The sequence below is a fragment of the Kineococcus sp. AC630 genome, assembly GCF_979255925.1.
Window position 1 is genome coordinate 1 of record NZ_CEEDMJ010000019.1, and the last position, 17,242, is coordinate 17,242.

The 17,242-nt window shown below is 71.5% G+C and carries 14 protein-coding genes and 1 pseudogene; 3 read left to right on the plus strand and 12 right to left on the minus strand.

All coding sequences use genetic code 11. The features are described 5' to 3' along the window. The 6 genes from AC0I8G_RS18935 to AC0I8G_RS18960 form a co-directional block, all read right to left on the minus strand. Positions 1-627: Hpt domain-containing protein (locus AC0I8G_RS18935; protein WP_471731328.1), on the minus strand; the 627-nt coding region annotated here is incomplete at its 3' end. Positions 628-822: 195 nt separating this feature from the next. Further along, a complete protein-coding gene (locus AC0I8G_RS18940) occupies positions 823-2,415 on the minus strand; it encodes a methyl-accepting chemotaxis protein (RefSeq protein WP_471731329.1) in 1,593 nt (530 codons plus the stop codon). Positions 2,416-2,573: 158 nt separating this feature from the next. After that, a complete protein-coding gene (locus AC0I8G_RS18945) occupies positions 2,574-3,197 on the minus strand; it encodes a GTP-binding protein (protein ID WP_380159027.1) in 624 nt (207 codons plus the stop codon). Next, entirely contained in the window at positions 3,178-3,573 is a 396-nt protein-coding gene (locus tag AC0I8G_RS18950; RefSeq protein WP_328294254.1) for a DUF742 domain-containing protein, read from the minus strand. Before AC0I8G_RS18950 ends, AC0I8G_RS18945 begins: the two co-directional genes overlap by 20 nt. Positions 3,574-3,579: 6 nt before the next feature. Further along, positions 3,580-4,026 (minus strand): roadblock/LC7 domain-containing protein, encoded by a 447-nt coding sequence (locus AC0I8G_RS18955; protein ID WP_328294253.1) that lies wholly within the window; start codon positions 4,024-4,026, stop codon positions 3,580-3,582. A gap of 123 nt (positions 4,027-4,149) precedes the next feature. After that, positions 4,150-7,296 (minus strand): sensor histidine kinase, encoded by a 3,147-nt coding sequence (locus tag AC0I8G_RS18960; RefSeq protein WP_471731330.1) that lies wholly within the window; start codon positions 7,294-7,296, stop codon positions 4,150-4,152. A gap of 184 nt (positions 7,297-7,480) precedes the next feature. Between AC0I8G_RS18960 and mobA the strand changes: the two genes are divergently transcribed. Genes mobA through AC0I8G_RS18975 form a run of 3 tightly spaced genes read left to right on the plus strand, consistent with a single transcriptional unit; the run spans position 7,481 to position 10,836 of the window. Next, positions 7,481-8,089, plus strand: coding sequence for a molybdenum cofactor guanylyltransferase (mobA, locus tag AC0I8G_RS18965; RefSeq protein WP_471731331.1), 609 nt, complete (start codon positions 7,481-7,483; stop codon positions 8,087-8,089). A gap of 9 nt (positions 8,090-8,098) precedes the next feature. Continuing rightward, positions 8,099-9,088, plus strand: coding sequence for an NAD(P)H-quinone oxidoreductase (locus tag AC0I8G_RS18970; RefSeq protein WP_328294250.1), 990 nt, complete (start codon positions 8,099-8,101; stop codon positions 9,086-9,088). After that, the gene (locus AC0I8G_RS18975) at positions 9,085-10,836 is read left to right on the plus strand and encodes a glycoside hydrolase family 15 protein (protein WP_471731332.1); all 1,752 of its coding nucleotides are present in this window, start codon (positions 9,085-9,087) and stop codon (positions 10,834-10,836) included. Before AC0I8G_RS18970 ends, AC0I8G_RS18975 begins: the two co-directional genes overlap by 4 nt. 10 nt (positions 10,837-10,846) lie before the next feature. Here the strand turns inward: AC0I8G_RS18975 and AC0I8G_RS18980 are convergent. The 6 genes and pseudogenes from AC0I8G_RS18980 to AC0I8G_RS19005 form a co-directional block, all read right to left on the minus strand. After that, positions 10,847-11,101, minus strand: a pseudogene (locus tag AC0I8G_RS18980) (Hsp20/alpha crystallin family protein); the annotation flags it as partial. A 181-nt stretch (positions 11,102-11,282) separates the two neighbouring features. Next, positions 11,283-12,962 (minus strand): type 2 periplasmic-binding domain-containing protein, encoded by a 1,680-nt coding sequence (locus AC0I8G_RS18985; protein ID WP_471731333.1) that lies wholly within the window; start codon positions 12,960-12,962, stop codon positions 11,283-11,285. Positions 12,963-13,011: 49 nt separating this feature from the next. After that, positions 13,012-13,878: a carbohydrate ABC transporter permease gene (locus AC0I8G_RS18990; protein ID WP_380258431.1), complete on the minus strand. Its 867-nt coding sequence runs from the start codon at positions 13,876-13,878 to the stop codon at positions 13,012-13,014. Between the two features lie 74 nt (positions 13,879-13,952). Further along, on the minus strand, positions 13,953-14,972 hold the full coding sequence (locus tag AC0I8G_RS18995; RefSeq protein WP_471731334.1) for an ABC transporter permease subunit: 1,020 nt from the start codon (positions 14,970-14,972) through the stop codon (positions 13,953-13,955). A gap of 217 nt (positions 14,973-15,189) precedes the next feature. Continuing rightward, on the minus strand, positions 15,190-16,077 hold the full coding sequence (locus AC0I8G_RS19000; RefSeq protein WP_471731335.1) for a sugar phosphate isomerase/epimerase family protein: 888 nt from the start codon (positions 16,075-16,077) through the stop codon (positions 15,190-15,192). 26 nt (positions 16,078-16,103) lie between these two features. Beyond that, positions 16,104-17,219 carry a Gfo/Idh/MocA family protein gene (locus AC0I8G_RS19005; protein ID WP_471731336.1) on the minus strand — a complete coding sequence of 372 codons (1,116 nt, stop codon included), beginning with the start codon at positions 17,217-17,219 and terminating at the stop codon, positions 16,104-16,106. Positions 17,220-17,242 lie beyond the last annotated feature (23 nt).

Sequence of the window (17,242 nt, forward strand, 5' to 3'; positions counted from 1 at the left end):
GGCCGCGGCGGCGGGAGCGGGAGCGGGGACCTCGGCGACGGGTTCCGGGGTGGGTTCGGGTTCCGGCGCGACCTCGACGGGGGTCTCGGCGACGGGCGCCTCGACGACGGGGGTCTCGGCGACGGGCGCCTCGACGACGGGCGCCTCGACGACGGGCTCGGGTTCGGGAGCGGGCGCGGCGACCGGTGCGGCGGGGGGTGCGGAGACGACCTCGACCCCGGCGCCGTCGGCGGCCGGCAGGACGGGTTCCTCACCGTCGAGCACCGCGCGGATGGCGGCGACGACGGCGGCGACCTCGACGCCGTCCTCGGTGTGGTTCGCCTCGATCTTCGAGAGCAGTTCGCGGATGGTGTCGACCATCCGCAGCAGGACGTCGGTGGTGACCGGCGTCATGACGATCTGGCCGTCACGCAGACGGGCCAGCAGGTTCTCACCGACGTGGGCCACGGCCTCCAGGCGCGAGAACGCCAGGAACCCGGAGGTGCCCTTGATCGTGTGGATGGTGCGGAAGACGCTCGCGAGCAGCTCGCGGGAGCCTGGCTGCTGCTCCAGCGCCACGAGGTCGGAGTCCAGCTGGTCCAGGTTCTCGTAGCTCTCGACGAGGAACTCCTGGACGATCTCGTCCATGTCGTCCACGTGGACTCCCACTTCTCGCGGCGGTGTGATCCCGGGCGGGACCACGGTGTGTCACTTGCTCGTTCACTTGCTCTGTCTGCTCATCGGCATTCGAGTGCCGGAGCTGAAACCCCGCGGCGACGGGGGTGGCCCTGGGCGTCCGGGAAGGCTCCCGGACGCCCACGCCCGGACGTCACGGGACGGACGTCACAGCCGGAAGCCCGCCACGGCGTCCTGGAGGTCGCTCGCGACGCGCGAGACCTCGTCGGCGGAGTCCCGGGTGCTCTCGGCGGCGTCGCGGGTGCGCGAGGACGACGCGGCGATCCCCTGCATGTTCGTGGAGATCTCCTGCGATCCCGTCGAGACCTCGGTGACGTTGCGGACCATCTCCGCGGTCGTGGCGGACTGCTCCTCGACGGCCGCGGCGATGGTCGTCTGCAGGCTGTCGATGTTGCCGATGACCAGGCCGATCTGGGCGATGGCCGCCGACGCGGCGGCCGCGTCGCCCTGGGTGGCGAGGACGCGCTGGGTGATCTGCTCGGTGGCGCGGGCCGTCTGCTGCGCGAGCTCCTTGACCTCGCCCGCGACGACGGCGAAACCCTTGCCCATCTCTCCCGCCCGGGCGGCCTCGATGGTCGCGTTGAGGGCCAGCAGGTTCGTCTGCTCGGCGATGGAGGTGATGAGCTTGACGACGTCGCCGATCTCCTGGCTGGAGGAGGACAGCCGCTCGATGGTCTCGCTGGCCTCGCCCGCCGAACGCACGGCGTCGGCGGCCACGGTGGAGGCGTCGGCGGTGGAGGAGGCGATCTCGCGGATGGCCGCGGTCATCTCCTCGCTGGCGCCGGCGACGGTCCCGATGCTGGCGGAGATGTCGGCGGCGGCCAGCGAGACGACGTCGGCCTGGCTCGCGGAGTCGTGCGCGCCGGCCGTCAGCTGCCGGGACACCTCACCGAGGCGCCCGGAGGAGTTCTGCAACCCGTCGACCCCACCCCGGATGCGACGCACCGTGATCGCGAGGGTGTCGAGGGCCGAGTCGAGGGCCTGCGCGGTCGCGCCGACCTCGTCGCGGCTGTACGTCCCGACGCGGACGTCGAGCCGTCCCTCGCTGAGCGCGGTGGCGACCTCACGGGTGCGCTTCAGCGGCACCGAGATGCTGCGGGTGGTGACGACGGTGAGGGCGACGGCGGCCGCGATCGCGGCGAGCGCGGTGCCGAGCAGCGCCCACCGGGCGTGGCCGTAGGCGACGGTGCCCTCGCGGGTGCTCACGACGGCGTTCTCGGTGATGGTCGCCTGGACGACCTTCAGGGCGTCGTTGGTCTTGCCGTGGCCGATGCCGCCGGCGGCGACCGCGATGCTGTCGTCGCCGCGGGTCGCGACGAAGGCGGCCTGGTCACCCGTCAGGGCGATGCCCAGCAGGACGCGAGCACCGGAGAGGTAGTCGGTCAGCGCCGCGTCGACAGCGCTGAGCTGGTCGGCGGGGACGCCGGGGTCGGCGGCCTTGAACGCGTCCCAGGCGTCGCTCACGTCGGTCTCGTCGGTGACGACCGCCGACTGGGTGTCCTCGGAGGGGGTCAGCGCGACGGCCAGGAGGTCCTTCGACATCCGGTTGTAGGTGGTGCGGACCTCGGCGAGCTTCTGCTGCGCGGCGACGTTCTGCCCGCTCATGACCTCGAGCCGGTGCTGGGCGGCGGAGAGCTGGGCCAGGCCGACGGCGGCGAGGACCGCGAGCAGGACGGTCATCACGGCGAAGCCCGCGGCGATGCGCGTCCCGACGCCGAGGTTGCGGATGGTGCGGGTCACGGACGACTCCTCAGCTGGGGCGGGGTCCTCGGTGGCGGGGACCCCTCGTTCCCGCCATCGGCAGCCGGGCCGGGGTTCCTTGAGCGGGTCCGGGGTCGGGGACCCGGGAACGCAGAACGCCGGCCCCCCGAGGGGGACCGGCGTCGCGGGCGGGTGGGTCAGGCCCCGGCGTTGAGGCGCGCGAGCGCCGTCTGCACGAGCGTGATGAGGCTGTGCTTGGTCGCGGCCTTGGAGCGGGCGTCGGTGTAGACGAGCGGGACGTGCTCGGGGACGCCGAGCGCTTCCCGGACCGAGTCGAGGTCGTGCTGGGCGACACCGTCGAAGCAGTTGACGGCGACGACGAACGGGATCCCGCGGGACTCGAAGTAGTCGACGGCCGGGAAGCACTGGTCGAGACGGTCGGTGTCGACGAGCACGACGGCGCCGATGGCGCCCTTGACCAGGTCGTCCCACATGAAGAGGAAGCGGTCCTGGCCCGGGGTGCCGAACAGGTAGAGCCAGAGGTTCCCCGGCAGCGCGATGCGGCCGAAGTCCATGGCGACGGTGGTGGAGGTCTTGCGGTCGGAGTTGAGACCCGCGTCGTCGATGCCGACCGAGTGCTCGGTCATGGCGGCTTCGGTGCGCAGCGGCTCGATGTCGGAGATCGAGCCGATGAAGGTCGTCTTGCCGACGGCGAACCCGCCGGCCACGACGATCTTGACGACGGTGGGCGGGGCCTGAGGTGCGGTTCCCGCGGGCGCTCCGGCTCCGGCGGGGCTCACGTCAGAGCGAGGAAATGCCATTGAGAACACTCTCCAGGACGCTGATGGTTGTCGCGGGTTGGGGGGCGGAGGTCATCGTGAGGCCGTGGATGCGGACCTTCCCGGCTTGGGACAGGTCGCTCACCACGACGCGGACGACTCCGACCGGCAGGTGGACGTGTGCGGACAGTTCCGCGATCGACAGGTAGGACTTCTTGGTGAGTTCGAGGATCTTGCGCCGTTCCGGCGTCATCCCGACCTCCGGTTCGGCGAGGGCCTCCACGAGCGCCTCGACCGGGAGGTCGGCGTTGCTCGGTCGGGTCCGGCCACCGGTGACGGTGTACGGGCGGACGGTGAACTCTTCGAGGTCCTGGTCGTCGTCGTCGGACCAGAGGTCCGCGCTACCAGGTGCTGTCACGTCGCGTCACCACCGGGAGGCGACCGGTGCGGAGGTGGGCAGGTTCGCCCGCATCTCCGACACCAGCTGCGGGGTCAGGACGGTCTCGGCACGCTGGACCAGCATGGCCATCTCGTAGCCGATGAGCCCGACGTCGCAGCCGGCCTCCGCGGAGACGGCCAGGACGGAACCGTCAGAGATGTTGACCAGGAAGAAGAACGAGTCGTCCATCTCGATGATGGCCTGACGGACCTCCCCGGACTGCAGCTGGTGGGCGGCGCCGCGGGCCAGGCTCGAGACGCCCGAGACGATCGCGGCGAGGGTGTCGCCGGACTCGCGGTCGAGCTTGTCCGACATCGCCATCAGCAGGCCGTCGGCGGAGACGACGACGGTGTGGGCGACACCGGGGACGCTCTTGACGAAGTTGTCGAGGAGCCAGCTGAAGTCGGCGGCCTCGGAGCTGAGCACGGTCACAGTGGGATTCCTCTTCTTTCGCAGTTCTGTCGGGTCGACTGCTGGTCGTGGTGGGGCGGGAGGTGTTCTCCGCGGGACCGTGGGGTCCGGGAGCGTGGGGCCCGGGAGGTCCGGGGGGGCGGGTCAGGCGTCACCATCGCCACCGCTCTCGGTGGTGGGGGTGTCGCCCTCGGTGCGGCCGCGGGACACGCCGGCCTGGAAGCCGGAGAGCATCGAGCGGACGTCGGCGGGGGCACGGCGCTGGCGGTTGGCCGCGGAGGTGCGGGCCGGGACCGGCTTGGCCGCGGCCGCGGTGGCCCCGGCCTGGCGGCGGACCAGCGGGGCGGAACCGCTGCCCCGGGAGGGGGTGAAGTTCTGCCCGTCGGTGAGGGCGGTGAGGGCGTCGGCGGCCAGCGCGCTGCGCTGGCGGAGGGCCTCGCCGACCGTGCGGGTCTGCGCGGGGATCGCGACCGGGGCCGCGGGGGCCTCGACGACCGGCGCCTCGACGACCGCGGCGACGGGTTCCTCGACCACGGGCGTCTCGACCACGAGGGTCTCGACGACCACCGGGGTCTCGACCACGGGGGCCTCGACGACCACCGGGGTCTCGACCACGGGGGCCTCGACGACCACCGGCGCCTCGACCACGGGGGCCTCGACGACCACCGGCGCCTCGACCACGGGGGCCTCGACGTGCGGGGCCTCCTCGGCCTGCTGCGCGGCGCGGTCGGCCTCGAGGGCGTCCAGTGCGGACGCCTCGGCGGTCGTCGCCTCGCTGCGCTTGCGGGAGGTCCAGAACGCCTCGGCGGCGGTCTTCGGCGGGGCCACGGTCTCGCGGACCTTGCGGGCCTTCTTGCCTGCGGTGGGCAGGATGTCCTGCGCCGCAGCCAGAGCCGTGGGGGCCTCGGCCTTGCGTTCGCGCTTCGGCATCGCCGAGGTGGTGGGGGCCGACGCGGTGACCGGCTTCCAGTCCTCCTCCGACGCCACGACCGGGACGGTGGGGGCGACGGGGGTGGTGGGAGCGACGGGAGCGGGCGACGCCTCCACCTTGGCCTGCGCCTGAGCGGTGCGGCGGCGGGTCGGCAGCTGCCGGCCCTCGACCTTCGACTTGGGCGCGGAGGCGTTGACCTCGGAGCTCGCGGCCGCCTCGGCCGCGGACTTCTGCAGCGTCGCGGACAGCGCGTCGCCCAGGCCCTCGGCCGCCAGCGGGTTGCTGACGATCGTGTTCGGGCCACCGGTGGGCGCCGCCGGGGTGCGGGTGGGCAGGCCACCCGGTCCCGCGGGGAGCGCGGACGGGGCCTCCGGCAGGGCCGAGACACCGCCGTCGGGCAGGGCCGAGACGCCACCCTCGAGCGAGGGGAGGCCGCTGTCGAGGGCCGCGAGCTCCGGCTCCCCGGCCTTGACCGAGCCCGGGGTGAAGAGCGCCGCGGGCAGGACCAGGGTGACGGTGGTGCCGTTGCTCTCGGAGGTCACGAACTCGACCTCGACGTCCAGGCGGCCGGCGAGGCGGCCGACGACGTAGAACCCGAGGCGCTGGGCCCCGACGAACTCCGAGGCGCGACCACCGGAGATGCGCTGGTGGGCGGTCTCGACCTCCTCGGCGTTCATGCCGAGGCCGCTGTCCTTGATCGTGATCTCGACGCCGCGGTCGGTCTCGGCGGTGCCGACGACGACGCGGGTGCCGGGGTCGGAGAAGTTCGTCGCGTTCTCGAGCAGCTCGGCGATCATGTGCGAGGCCGACAGCGCGAGGTGACCGACGACCGGCGGGTCGACCTGCAGGGCGAGGTCCACGCGGTCGTAGTGCTCGATCTCACCGGCCGCGGTGCGGACGACGTCCGAGAGCGGCAGCGGGCGGCGCAGGCGGCGCCCGGTGTTGATGCCGGCGAGGACGAGCAGGGACTCGGCGTTGCGCCGCATCCGGGTCGCGAGGTGGTCGAGGGTGAAGAGGTCCTCGAGGGTGTCGGGGTTCTCCTCGGTGCGCTCCAGCTGGTCCAGGAAGGCCAGCTGGCGGGCGAGCAGCGTCTGGTCGCGACGGGCGACGTTGACGAACATCTCCGCGATCGAGGCGCGCAGCGCGGCCTGCTCCCCGGCGATGCGGAAGGTGGTCTCGTTGAGGTCGTTGATGACGTGGGCGACGTCACCGATCTCGTCGGTGCTCGTGACCTCCAGCGGGCTGAACTCCACGCCGGGACCCTCGCCCGGGGTCTGCATGCGCTCGACCATGCGGGGCAGTTCGTCGCGGACCGTGATGGCCGCGTCGGACAGGGCGCGCAGGCGGCGGCCGATGTCGCGGGCGACGCGCAGGCCGAAGAACGCGACGGCGACGAAGACCAGCAGGACGCCGAGGACCAGGACCAGCGTGCCGAGGGTGGCGCGGCTCGACGCGGCGTCGGCGCGGTCGGCGACGGTGGTCGCGATCTCGTTGGTGGCGGCGCGGTAGGCGGTGATGACCTCGCCGGAGGTCTCCTCCCAGCCCTTCTCGGGCAGGGAGGGGGTGCCGGTGGCGGCGGCGAAGATGTTGCGGTCCTGGTTCAGGAACGCCAGCGACTGGGTGACCTGGCTGCTGTTCAGGGTGGCGTCGAGGGCCGCCGCACCGTCGGCGTGCAGGCGGTAGCGGGCCTGCGCCTCGAAGTAGTTGCCCTGTTCGATGGCGTTGCCGCGCAGGACGTCCAGTGCGACGTTGGTGTTGCCCTGGACGATGAGGTCACCGGCGGACTGCTCGACCGACAGCGCGTCGACGCGCTTGAGGAGGTACCCGAACGCGGCGATGTCGTCGGCCAGGTCGCGGTCCTGGGCCTGCTCGGCGACGGTGACGGTGAGGTCGGTGGCGGCGGAGGCGACGGCGCTGTAGCTGTTCAGCGCGGCGAGCGGGGTGGTGGTGCCGTTGTCGACGGCGGCGCGGGTCTGCGGGAGGGTCTCCGCGAGGGCCTTCTGCACGCTCGCGTAGACCACTGCGCTGGACCCGGCGGTCAGGTCCAGGCCGCTGGTCTGGATGGCCCCGGCCACCCCGGCGGTGGCGGCGTCGGTGGCGGCGCGGTCGGTGGCGACCTGCGCCTTGAGGTCGTCGGCCGGCGCGGCCAGGTACTCCAGCGTGCTCCGTCGCTCCGTCTGCAGAGCGGTGAAGAAGCCGTTGATCGTCTGCGCCGACTTCGCGTAGGCGGCCAGGTGGCGGCGTTCCGTCGTGGACGTCACGTTCTGGGCTGCCGTCGCGACGACGGCGACGAGCAGCAACACGAGAGGTACCACCAGGAGGACCGCGAGCTTGGCTCGGATGCTCAGGTTCCGCAGCATGTCAACCTTCCGTACGCGATGGTGGGCGGGCGAAACTGCCCACCGTTGGCCGAGCAGACTCAGTGGTGATCGGGACGTGGACCCACGAGGTGAACTCCACGGGCCCGACAACCCTCGTTCGGCTCATCGGCAGCTCGGCGTGGTTGCTTGACCCTTCCGCTCGAACGTGCCACCAGGAGGTCCGGTGCAGGGTGTCGTCGTCGTGGTCGTCGCGGGCGGTGGGAGCACCCGCTGGGCCGCCCGCACGGGACCGGGGGCGGACAAGCTCGCCGCACCCCTGGGTCCCGGGACGGTCCTGCAGCACCTGCTGCGCGAGTTGTCCGGTCACGACGTGGTCATCGTCGGACCGGGCGGGGTTCTGGAGCGCCCGACCGGGGGAGGTCCGCTCGCCGGGTTCGCCGCGGGCCTCGCCGCGAGCACCGCGCCCGTGCTGGTGCTGCTGGGCGGGGACCAGCCCTTCGCCGCGAGCGCCGTGCCCCGCCTCCTCGCCGCCCTCGCCGCGGACCCGGACCTGGACGCCGTCGTCGGGGTCGACGGGGACGGTCGACGTCAGCCGCTGCTCTCTGCGCACCGGCGCACCTCGGCCCAGCGGGTCCTCGACGGGTTGCCGGCGATCGCGGGCCAGCCGTTGCGGGAACTGTTCCGCGGCCGGGTCGGGGAGGTCGCGGTCAGCGGGCGGGAGGCGCTGGACGTCGACGTGCCGCAGGACCTCGACCGGGCCCGGAGCCTGCTCGCAGACGGGGACGGGGACGGGGACGGGGATGCGGAGGCGGGTGAGCCGGGCCCGACGTAGTGTCGCGACGTGCGAGCCGTGATCGTCGAACGTCCCGGGGGCCCCGAGGTCCTCGTCCCCACCGAGCTGCCGGACCCGGTGGCGGGCCCCGGCGAGGTCGTGGTCCGCGTCGCCGCCGCGGGGGTCAACCGGGCCGACGTCGCGCAACGCCTCGGCCACTACCCCTCGCCCCCCGGTGCACCCGAGAACCCGGGCCTGGAGGTCTCCGGCTGGATCGAGTCGACCGGGCCCGACGTCGGGTGGTCGGTGGGTGAACCCGTCTGCGCGCTGCTGGGTGGCGGCGGCTACGCCGAACGCGTCCTCGTCCCGGTCGGGCAGTTGCTGCCCGTCCCCCAGGGCGTCGGCGTGGTCGAGGCCGCGGCGCTGCCCGAGGTCACCTGCACGGTCTGGTCGAACGTCTTCACCCTCGCCGGGCTGCGTCCCGGCGAGCTCCTCCTCGTCCACGGCGGGTCCAGCGGGATCGGGACGATGGCCATCCAGCTGGCCCGTCAGGTCGGGGCCCGGGTGGCCGTCACCGCGGGGTCGGCGGAGAAGCTGCAGCAGTGCGCGGAACTCGGCGCGCAGGTGCTGGTGAACTACCACGACGACGACTTCGTCGAGGCGGTCCGCGCGTTCGAACCGGCCGGCGCCGACGTCGTGCTCGACCTCGTCGGCGCGCCGTACCTGGCCCGCAACCTCGACGTGCTGGCGACCAGCGGCCGCCTCGTGGTGATCGCCACCCAGGGCGGCACCCACGCCGAACTCGACCTCGGCCTCCTCATGCGCAAGCGGATCTCGTTGCACGCCACCGGACTGCGCTACCGCGACGCCGACGACAAGGCGACGATCGTGGCCAGCGTCCGCGACCACGTGTGGCCGCTGATCGCCGACGGCGGGGTGCGCCCCGTCGTGCACGAGACGTTCCCGCTGGCCGAGGCCGCGCGCGCCCACGAGGTCATGGAGGGTTCCTCCCACGTCGGGAAGCTCCTGCTCACGACGGGGGCGCAGGCGCCCCGGTGACGCCCGACGAGTTCACGAAGCAGTTCCCACCGCACGTCCTGCGCGACTACGCCGTCGTCGCCGACGGCGCCCGCGGCGCGGTCGTCGGCCCACGGGGTGACGTCGTGTGGATGTGCGCCCCGAACTGGCACGACGACGCCGTCTTCGCCGCCCTGCTCGGGGGGCGGGGCGCGTTCTCCGTCACCCCGTCGCACCCCTTCGTCTGGGGCGGTCACTACGAACCGGCGACGCTGGTGTTCCGCCACCACTGGACCTCGCGCGGCGACGGCACGATCGACTGCCGCGACGCCATGGCGATGCCCAGCGACCCCCACTGCGCGGTCCTGCTGCGCGAGGTGGTCGCCGTCGAGGGTGACGGCGAGGTCGACGTCCTCTTCGACCTGCGGGCCGAGTTCGGGTCCAAGGCGCTGCGCAACCTGCGCCGCGACGACTCCGGCCGCTGGAGCGCCCGGTCCGGCGACCTGCACGTGCGGCTGACCGGGCTGGGCTCCGCCGACGTCGAGGACGGGATGCTGCGGGCGCACCTGCGCGTCCCGGCCGGCACCTCCCACCACTTCGTGCTGGAGGTCGGGACCCGCCTGCGCGAAGAACCCCCGGACCCGGTGCACTCCTGGACCTCCACCGAGCACACCTGGAAGTCGGCGGTGCCCGACATCCCGCACTCCATCGCGCCCGAGGAGGCCCGGCACTCCTTCGCGTTGATCCGGGGGCTGACCTCGGACTCCGGCGGGATGGTCGCCGCCGCGACGATGTCGCTGCCCGAGCACGCCGACAAGGGCCGCAGCTACGACTACCGCTACGCCTGGATCCGCGACCAGTGCTACGCCGGGCTCGCCCTCGCCGAGTGCGGGGAACCGACCGAGCTGTACCGGACGCTCGTGGACTTCGTGGTCCAGCGGGTCCTGGCCGACGGGCCGGACCTGGTGCCCGCCTACACCGTGCTGGGGGCCCCCGTCCCCGACGAACGGCACACCGGGGTCCCCGGCTACCCCGGCGGGTGGGACATCGCGGGCAACCACGTCCGCGGGCAGTTCCAGCTCGACGCGTTCGGTGAGGTGCTGCAACTGCTGGCCTCCGCCGCGCGCTTCGACGTCCTCGGCACCGACGGCCGGCGCGCCGTGGGCGTCGCGGTCTCCGCGATCGAGAAGCGCTGGGAGGAACCCGACGCCGGGATCTGGGAGATCGAGGACGACTGGTGGACGCACTCCCGCCTGGAGTGCGTCGCCGGGTTGAAGTGCATCGCGGCGGTGTCCTCGCCCGGCGAGGCGGCGCGCTACGCGGCGCTCGCGGACACGATCCTCGCGCGGACCTCGCGCGACTGCCTGCACCCCGACGAGGGCCGGTGGCAGCGCAGCCCGACCCAGCCCGGGGTCGACGCGGCGTTGTTGCGTCCCGTCCTGCACGGCGCCCTGCCGGTGGAGGACCCGCGGTCGCGGGCGACGCTCGCGGCGGTGCGCCGCGACCTCGTCGAGGACCACTACGTCTACCGCTACTCCCCCGACTCGATGCCGCTGGGCACCACCGAGGGGGCGTTCCTGCTCTGCGGCTTCGTCGTCGCCGAGGCCCTGCACGCCGACGGCCAGGAGGTCGACGCGTTCCGGTTCTTCGAGCGCAACCGGGCCGCGTGCGGTCCGGCGGCGTTGCTGAGCGAGGAGTGGGACGTGCGCGAACGCCAGTTGCGCGGGAACTTCCCCCAGGCGTTCGTGCACGCCGCACTGCTCTCGAGTTCCCTCCGGCGGGCGCGCTGACGACCGGTGGTCGTCGGCGCGCGGACTCCTCGCGGGGGTCCTTGCGTTCACCGCGGACGACGAGCTCGCCCTTCTCGACCTCGACGGTGACGTCCTCCAGGACGACACCAGGGAGTTCCAGCTTGACGACGGCGTCGTCCCCGTCGCGGCCGACCTCGACGGCCGGGACGAAACCGGTGGAGGTCCCGAAGCTGTTGCGGACCAGCGCGTCGAACTGGGCCTGGGTCTCGAAGGGGCTGCGGCGCCACACGGACAGCGTGTTCATGAGTGTCCTCCTCGGACGTTCCCGGCGCTCGGGGTGAGCGCCTTCGAGGGACACAACCTGAGCCTCCTCGACTCACTTCCCCCGTTCGCCGACGGTGGAAGGGCCCCCACCACCCCACCCCTAACCCCCGATCCGTGATCGTGCGGGGAAACCCAGCGGGATCACGGATCGGGGTGCCGGATCAGCTCGTGGCGATCGCCCCCGCCTTCTGCAGCGCGTCCTGGTACTCGGTGCGCATCTTGTCCCCCACCGAGTTCTTCCACGTCGAGACCAGGGTCTTGAGGTCGGCGAACGGACGACGTTCCTGGACGACGTCGTTGACGCCGTCGGTGAAGGTCTTGTCGGCCGTGGCGTTGTCGGTCGAGGCGGCGTTGGAGTACAGCCCGATCACCGGGTTGGCGATGCCGGTGGGGATCTCCAGCGACTGGTACTCGTGCTGGGTGTCGGCGTCCTGGGGACGACCGGGGACGTAGATGTTGTACGGGCTGTCGGCCAGGTAGCGGATGGGCAGGACCGTGTCCTTGGTCCCGGTCGGGGTGAGCACCGGGTTTCCCCCCGGGTCCAGCGTGTGGTCGACACCCTCCTGGCCGAAGAGGCGGTACTTGTACTCCTCCGTGCCGAACGGTGCGGCCAGCCAGTTCAGCACCCGCAGGACCGTCTTGATCTTCTCCGGGTCGTCCTGCTGCTTGAGCATGGTCATCGAGAAGTACCCGTTGCCGTAGGCCCAGTGCGCCAGTCCACTCCCGTCACGCAGGTGGACGGGCATCAACCCGAGCTTGAAGTTCGGGTTCGAGGCGTTGTCGAGCTGGTACTGGATCCACCCCGGGTAGCCGTCGGCGGCGTTGATGGCGCAGGTCCCGGCGTTGAACAACTGCTTGAACGGCTGGGCCGTGTCGAAGGAGTCCGGGTGCATCACGCCCGACTTCCACATGGCGATCAGGTCGGTGACGGTCTGGGCGTACTGGTCGGTCTCGTAGACGTGGGTGAGCTTGCCCCCCTCCTCCGCCCAGACGTTCGGCTCGCCGTTCATCCGCCCGAGCAGCTGGCGGGGCTGGTTGAAGAGGCTGAAGGCCCACCGTCGCTGCTTGGGGTCGGTCAGCGCCTTGGTCGTCTCGACGAGTTCGTCGTAGCTCTTCGGTTCGGGCGAGACCCCGGCGGCCTCGAACAGGTCCTGACGGATGAAGTGGTAGTTCCCGATGGCCCCGCGGGCGATGGGGATGCCGTAGATGCCGTTGTTGTAGACCGTCGCCTTCCAGGTGCGGGTGGGGATGTTGGCGAGGTTGGGGTACTCCTTGACCGCGTCACCGGAGAGGTGCTCACTCAGGTCGGTGAAGCGCTTCTCGAGCAGCTGGGGCAGGTTGGGCACCGGGAAGGTGCTGCCGGTGACGGGGCCGGGGATCTGCAGCATGTCCGGGAGCTCGTTGCCGGCGATGACGGTGGGGAACTTCTGCAGGTAGTCGGCGTTGCTGACCATCTGCAGCTGGAGGTCGACGCCGAGCCGGTCGTTCAGGCCCTGCCAGTAGGTGTTGTCCCCGACGCCCGGCGGAACGGCGAAGTAGATGTTGGCCATCCCGGTCAACGTCTCCCCGTGACCGGGGACTTCGTCGACCGAGGTGGGGTTCTCGGCGGGGAAGTTCCGGAAGGCGGGGTCCACGCCCTGCTCGGTACCCGGGAGGTCCGGGGTCACCCCGGTGTAGGGCACGTAGGTCGGCAGGACGGCGGTGTTCTTCCCGCTGTCTCCTCCCGAACCACCGCTGTCGTTCCCGCTGGAGCAGGCGGACAGGCCGCCCGTCGCGAGCAGGCCCGCACCACCTCCTGCCCCTGCGAGCAGACTGCGTCGACTGAAAGCGCTCTCTGACATGGATCCTCCTCGACCCGGTGGGTTGCTCGTGAGTCGTGCGGCGGGCGGTTCAGCCCTTGACTGCGCCGATCAGGACGCCCTTGGCGAAGTGCCTCTGGATGAAGGGGTAGACCAGCAGGATCGGCACGATGGCCATCACCAGGATGGCCATCTGCAGCGGCAGCTGCGGGGGCAGGGCCTCACCGGCGGCGTCGCCGCCGATCGTCGTCTGGTTGACCACGTAGGTCCGCAGCACCAGGGCCATCGGCCACTTCTCGCTGGACTGGATGTAGAGCAGGGCGTTGAAGAACGCGTTCCAGTAGGCGACCGCGTAGAAGAGCCCGATGACGGCCAGCACCGCCTTGGACAAGGGCAGCACGATGCGCAGCAGGACCGTCGCGGCTCCGACCCCGTCGATGGCGGCCGACTCGAAGAGCTCCTTGGGCAGTTCCTGGAAGAACGCGCGCATGACGATGACGTTGAAGGCGTTGACGAGCACCGGGAGGACCAGCGACCACAGGGAGTCCAGCAGGTGGAACTCCTTGACCACCAGGTAGCTCGGGATGAGTCCCGGGGCGAAGAGGATCGCGCCCAGCACCAGCATGAGCACCGGTTTGGCGCCCAGGGCACCCGGCCGGGACAGCCAGTAGGCGAGACCCGCGGTCGCGGCCAGCGACAGGAACGTCCCGACCACGGTGACCCCGATGGAGATCAGGACCGCGCGGGTGACCACGCCCCCTTGGAGCACGGTGGTGTAGGCGTCGAAGCTGATCCCGCTCCCGGGCCACAGGACCATCCCGCCGCCGGAGTCGTTGATGGTCTTCTGGTCGGCCAGGGACGTGGCGATCACCGTCCAGAAGGGGATGACGACCAGCGCCACCGAGATGGCCAGGAAGACGAACTTCAGGGCCTGGGTGGCGACGCTCGGCTTCTCCATCCACGGAGGCCGCTTGCCGTCCTTGCGGAACGACGGGACGGTGTCGTCACCGATGGTCGCGTTCTCGACGGTGGTCACTTCTCGTACACCCCTCTCTCACCGAAGAGGTGAGCCAACTTGTTCGCGCCGACGACGAGGAGGACTCCGACCAGGCCCTTGATCAGGCCTGCGGCCGCCGAGGTTCCCCACTCACCGCCGAGGATGCCGTTGTTGTAGACCCAGGTGTCCAGGACCTCACTGGCCTGCAGGCCGACCGGTCCCTGCTGCAGGATGATCTGCTCGAACCCCACCGAGAGGCTGCTGCCCAGGCGGAGGATGAGCAACAGGATGATGAGCCCCTTGAGGGCCGGCAACGTGATGTACCAGAGGCGTTGCCGTGCGTTCGCACCGTCCACCGCGGCCGCCTCGTACTGCTCCTGGTCGACGCGGGAGATCGCGGCGAGGAAGATGATGGTTCCCCAGCCGGCGTCCTTCCAGATCACCTGGCTGGTGACCAGCGCCTTGAACAACTCCGGAACCCCGATGATGTTGATGATCGGGAAGTCGTTCTGCACGAGGAAGGTGTTCAGCATGCCCGCGTTGCCCAGCATCTGCTGGAACAGCGCGACGACGATCACCCAGGACAGGAAGTGCGGCAGGTAGAGGATCGACTGCAGGATCCGCTTCAGACGCTCCCCGGAGAGGCTGTTCAGCACCAGGGCGATCACCAGGGGGACCGGGAAGACCAGCACCGTCTGGATGATCGTGAGGACGATCGTGTTCCACAGGGCGTTGCGGAACGCCGGGTTCCCGTCCCACAGGAACGAGAAGTTCTGCCAACCGACCCAGTCCGACTCGGAGATGCTCAGGTAGGGCTGGTAGTCCTTCCAGGCGATGACGTTGCCCAGGAGGGGAAGGTACTGGAACGCCACCAGGGCGATCGCACCGGGGAGACCCAGTGCGACGAGGAGCAGCCTGTCGCGCGACCAGCGGCGCCGGGGGGCGCGCGGCGCACGGGATCCGCGCCGCGGGGGTTTCGCCGGGGCGCTGCCGACGGAGAGGTTCCCGACCGCAGCCGCGACCGACGACTTCTCACCGGAAGAGTTCTGTCTCACCTTTGAGCTCCTGCCACGTCACCTGCACGGGGGTTGGCCGGACAGTCCGAGTTCGAGCACCGGGTTCCTGCGGGGCCGGTCCCCGACGCTGGTGGACCTGCCGACGCGGTAAACGCTTACCTCGACCGCTGTTCCGACGCTAGCACGGCGGGGGTCGCAGCGGAAGGTTTCCTGAGACGCGTCGTGCTCTGCCGCAACGCATCCGGGGCTGTTCAGGTCACGGAACGGTCACCGCGGAGAGGTGGTCCCGCGCCCACTCCCACGAGATCCGGTGGGACTCGTGGAGGGAACCCACGCTCGGGTGGTCGACCTCGATCATGTAGTCCCCGTCGTAGTCGTCGGGGAGGGCGTCGAGCACCGCGGCGAGGTCGAGGACGCCCCGTCCGGGTTCCGCCCACAACCGCCCGCTGCTCGCCTTCTCGCGGTACGTCCCGCCGCCACCGGCCCCGTCGAGGTGGTCGGGGTGGAGGTCCTTGAGGTGGATCCCGCCGGTGCGGTCGGCGTAGCGCCGGACGAGGGCGACGGGGTCGATCCCCGCCCACCGCAGGTGCCCGGTGTCCGGCCCGAAACCGATGAGGTCGGGTCCGAGGTCGTCCAGCAGGGAGGTGATCTCGTGTTCGGTCTCGAACACACCCCCGACGTGGGAGTGGTGCAGCGGCCGGACCCCCTCGGCGATCAGCACCGCGCAGACCCGGCCGGCGTTCTCGATCGCCCGGTCGAGACGGCCCTGGTCGAACCCGGCCCCGACGGCCGGGCGCTCGAGGCGTTCGGGCAGGGACATGGACGAGAGCATCGTGCGGTCGAGACCGAGTTCCGCCTGTTCGGCGCCGAAGCGCCGGGCCTGCTCGAGCACGTCGGCCATCTCGACGGTCTCGTCCAGCGCGCTGCTGAAGAGCCCGATCGAGGGGCTGAGCCCGAAACCCGCGATCCAGTCCGCGTACTCCCCCGTCGTCATCCCGGCCGGGAGGTCGGCCTTCACCGCGGTGAAGCCGATCTGCTGGAAGTCGCGGAAGGCCTGCTCGAAGACCTCCCGGGTCTTCCCGGCCTGCGACCAGTACGGGATGGGGTTCGCCGCGACCCTGCGGCCGGGTCGTCCAGACGTCATCGTCGTCTCCTCGTTCGATCTGACGGTCAGGGGGTTCTCTGCAGGGACGGGGCCAGCGCCACCGGACGCGACGTCCGGGCGGACTCGTAGAGGCCGGTGATCACGGCGACCGCGAGGCGGTTCTCCTCCAGGCCGACCCGCAGTTCCGCCTCACCCCGCAGGGCGGCCAGGACGTTGCGGTACTGGGCCAGGTGCGCGTCGGACATCCGGCCCGGGAGGCTGGTCACCGGCGCGGTCGCCTCCGGTCCACCGAAGCGCTCGACCTGGTTGGTGCCCGCGCCGCGGGCGCCCATGAGCGTCTCCTGCGGCGCTCCACCGGGCGGCGTCGCGTGGAAGTACACGAGACGGTCGTCCTCGATCACCGCCGAGCCGCGGTCGCCGTGGACCTGCAACCGGGTGCTGAGGCCGGGGTGGACGGCGGTGGAACCGTGCAGGGTCGCGATGGCCCCCGACGCGAAGCGCACGACGCCCGTCGCGACGTCCTCGACCTCGATGCGCTCGTGGGCCCGGACGGCGGTCCAGCCGAACACCTCCACCGGCCGGCCCATCGTGGCGATCAGGAGGTCGACGGTGTGCACGCCCTGGTTCATGAGGGCCCCGCCGCCGTCCAGCGCCCACGTGCCGCGCCAGTCGCCGGAGTCGTAGTAGCTCTGCCCGCGCCACCAGTCGATCGAGGCGGTCGCGGAGGTCAGCCGGCCGAACTCCCCGCGGGCCACCGCGGCCACGACGATCTCCGTCGCCGGGTCGAAGCGGTGCTGGGAGATGACCGAGACCAGGGTGCCGGCGCGGTCGCGGGCCCGGACCATCTCGTCGATCCGCTCGGGCGAGATCTCCGCCGGCTTCTCGACCACGACGTGCTTGCCGGCCTCCAGCGCCTGCACGGTCAGCTCGCCGTGGGTGCCGGTCGGGGTGCAGACGACCGCGACGTCGAAGGGCACGCCCGCCAGGGCCTGCGTCAACGTGGCGTGGACCTGACCTCCGTGCTCCGCGGCGAAGGCCTGGGCGCGTTCCACGACCGGGTCCACCACCGCGACGAGTTCGGCCTCCTCGGCCAGCTGGCCGAGGACGGCGCCGTGCTGACGGGCGATCACGCCCGCGCCGATGACGGCGAAACGGGTTCTGCTGTGCTGCGGAAGGGGCATGCTTGGACTCCTCGTCGAGTGGC

Bases quoted from the DNA above. Each gene is read 5' to 3' on its own strand.
- AC0I8G_RS18945 (WP_380159027.1), bottom strand. From the start codon at position 3,197: ATGGCATTTCCTCGCTCTGACGTGAGCCCCGCCGGAGCCGGAGCGCCC.
- AC0I8G_RS18960 (WP_471731330.1), bottom strand. From the start codon at position 7,296: ATGCTGCGGAACCTGAGCATCCGAGCCAAGCTCGCGGTCCTCCTGGTG.
- AC0I8G_RS18985 (WP_471731333.1), bottom strand. From the start codon at position 12,962: ATGTCAGAGAGCGCTTTCAGTCGACGCAGTCTGCTCGCAGGGGCAGGA.
- AC0I8G_RS18990 (WP_380258431.1), bottom strand. From the start codon at position 13,878: ATGGAGAAGCCGAGCGTCGCCACCCAGGCCCTGAAGTTCGTCTTCCTG.
- AC0I8G_RS19000 (WP_471731335.1), bottom strand. From the start codon at position 16,077: ATGACGTCTGGACGACCCGGCCGCAGGGTCGCGGCGAACCCCATCCCG.
- AC0I8G_RS19005 (WP_471731336.1), bottom strand. From the start codon at position 17,219: ATGCCCCTTCCGCAGCACAGCAGAACCCGTTTCGCCGTCATCGGCGCG.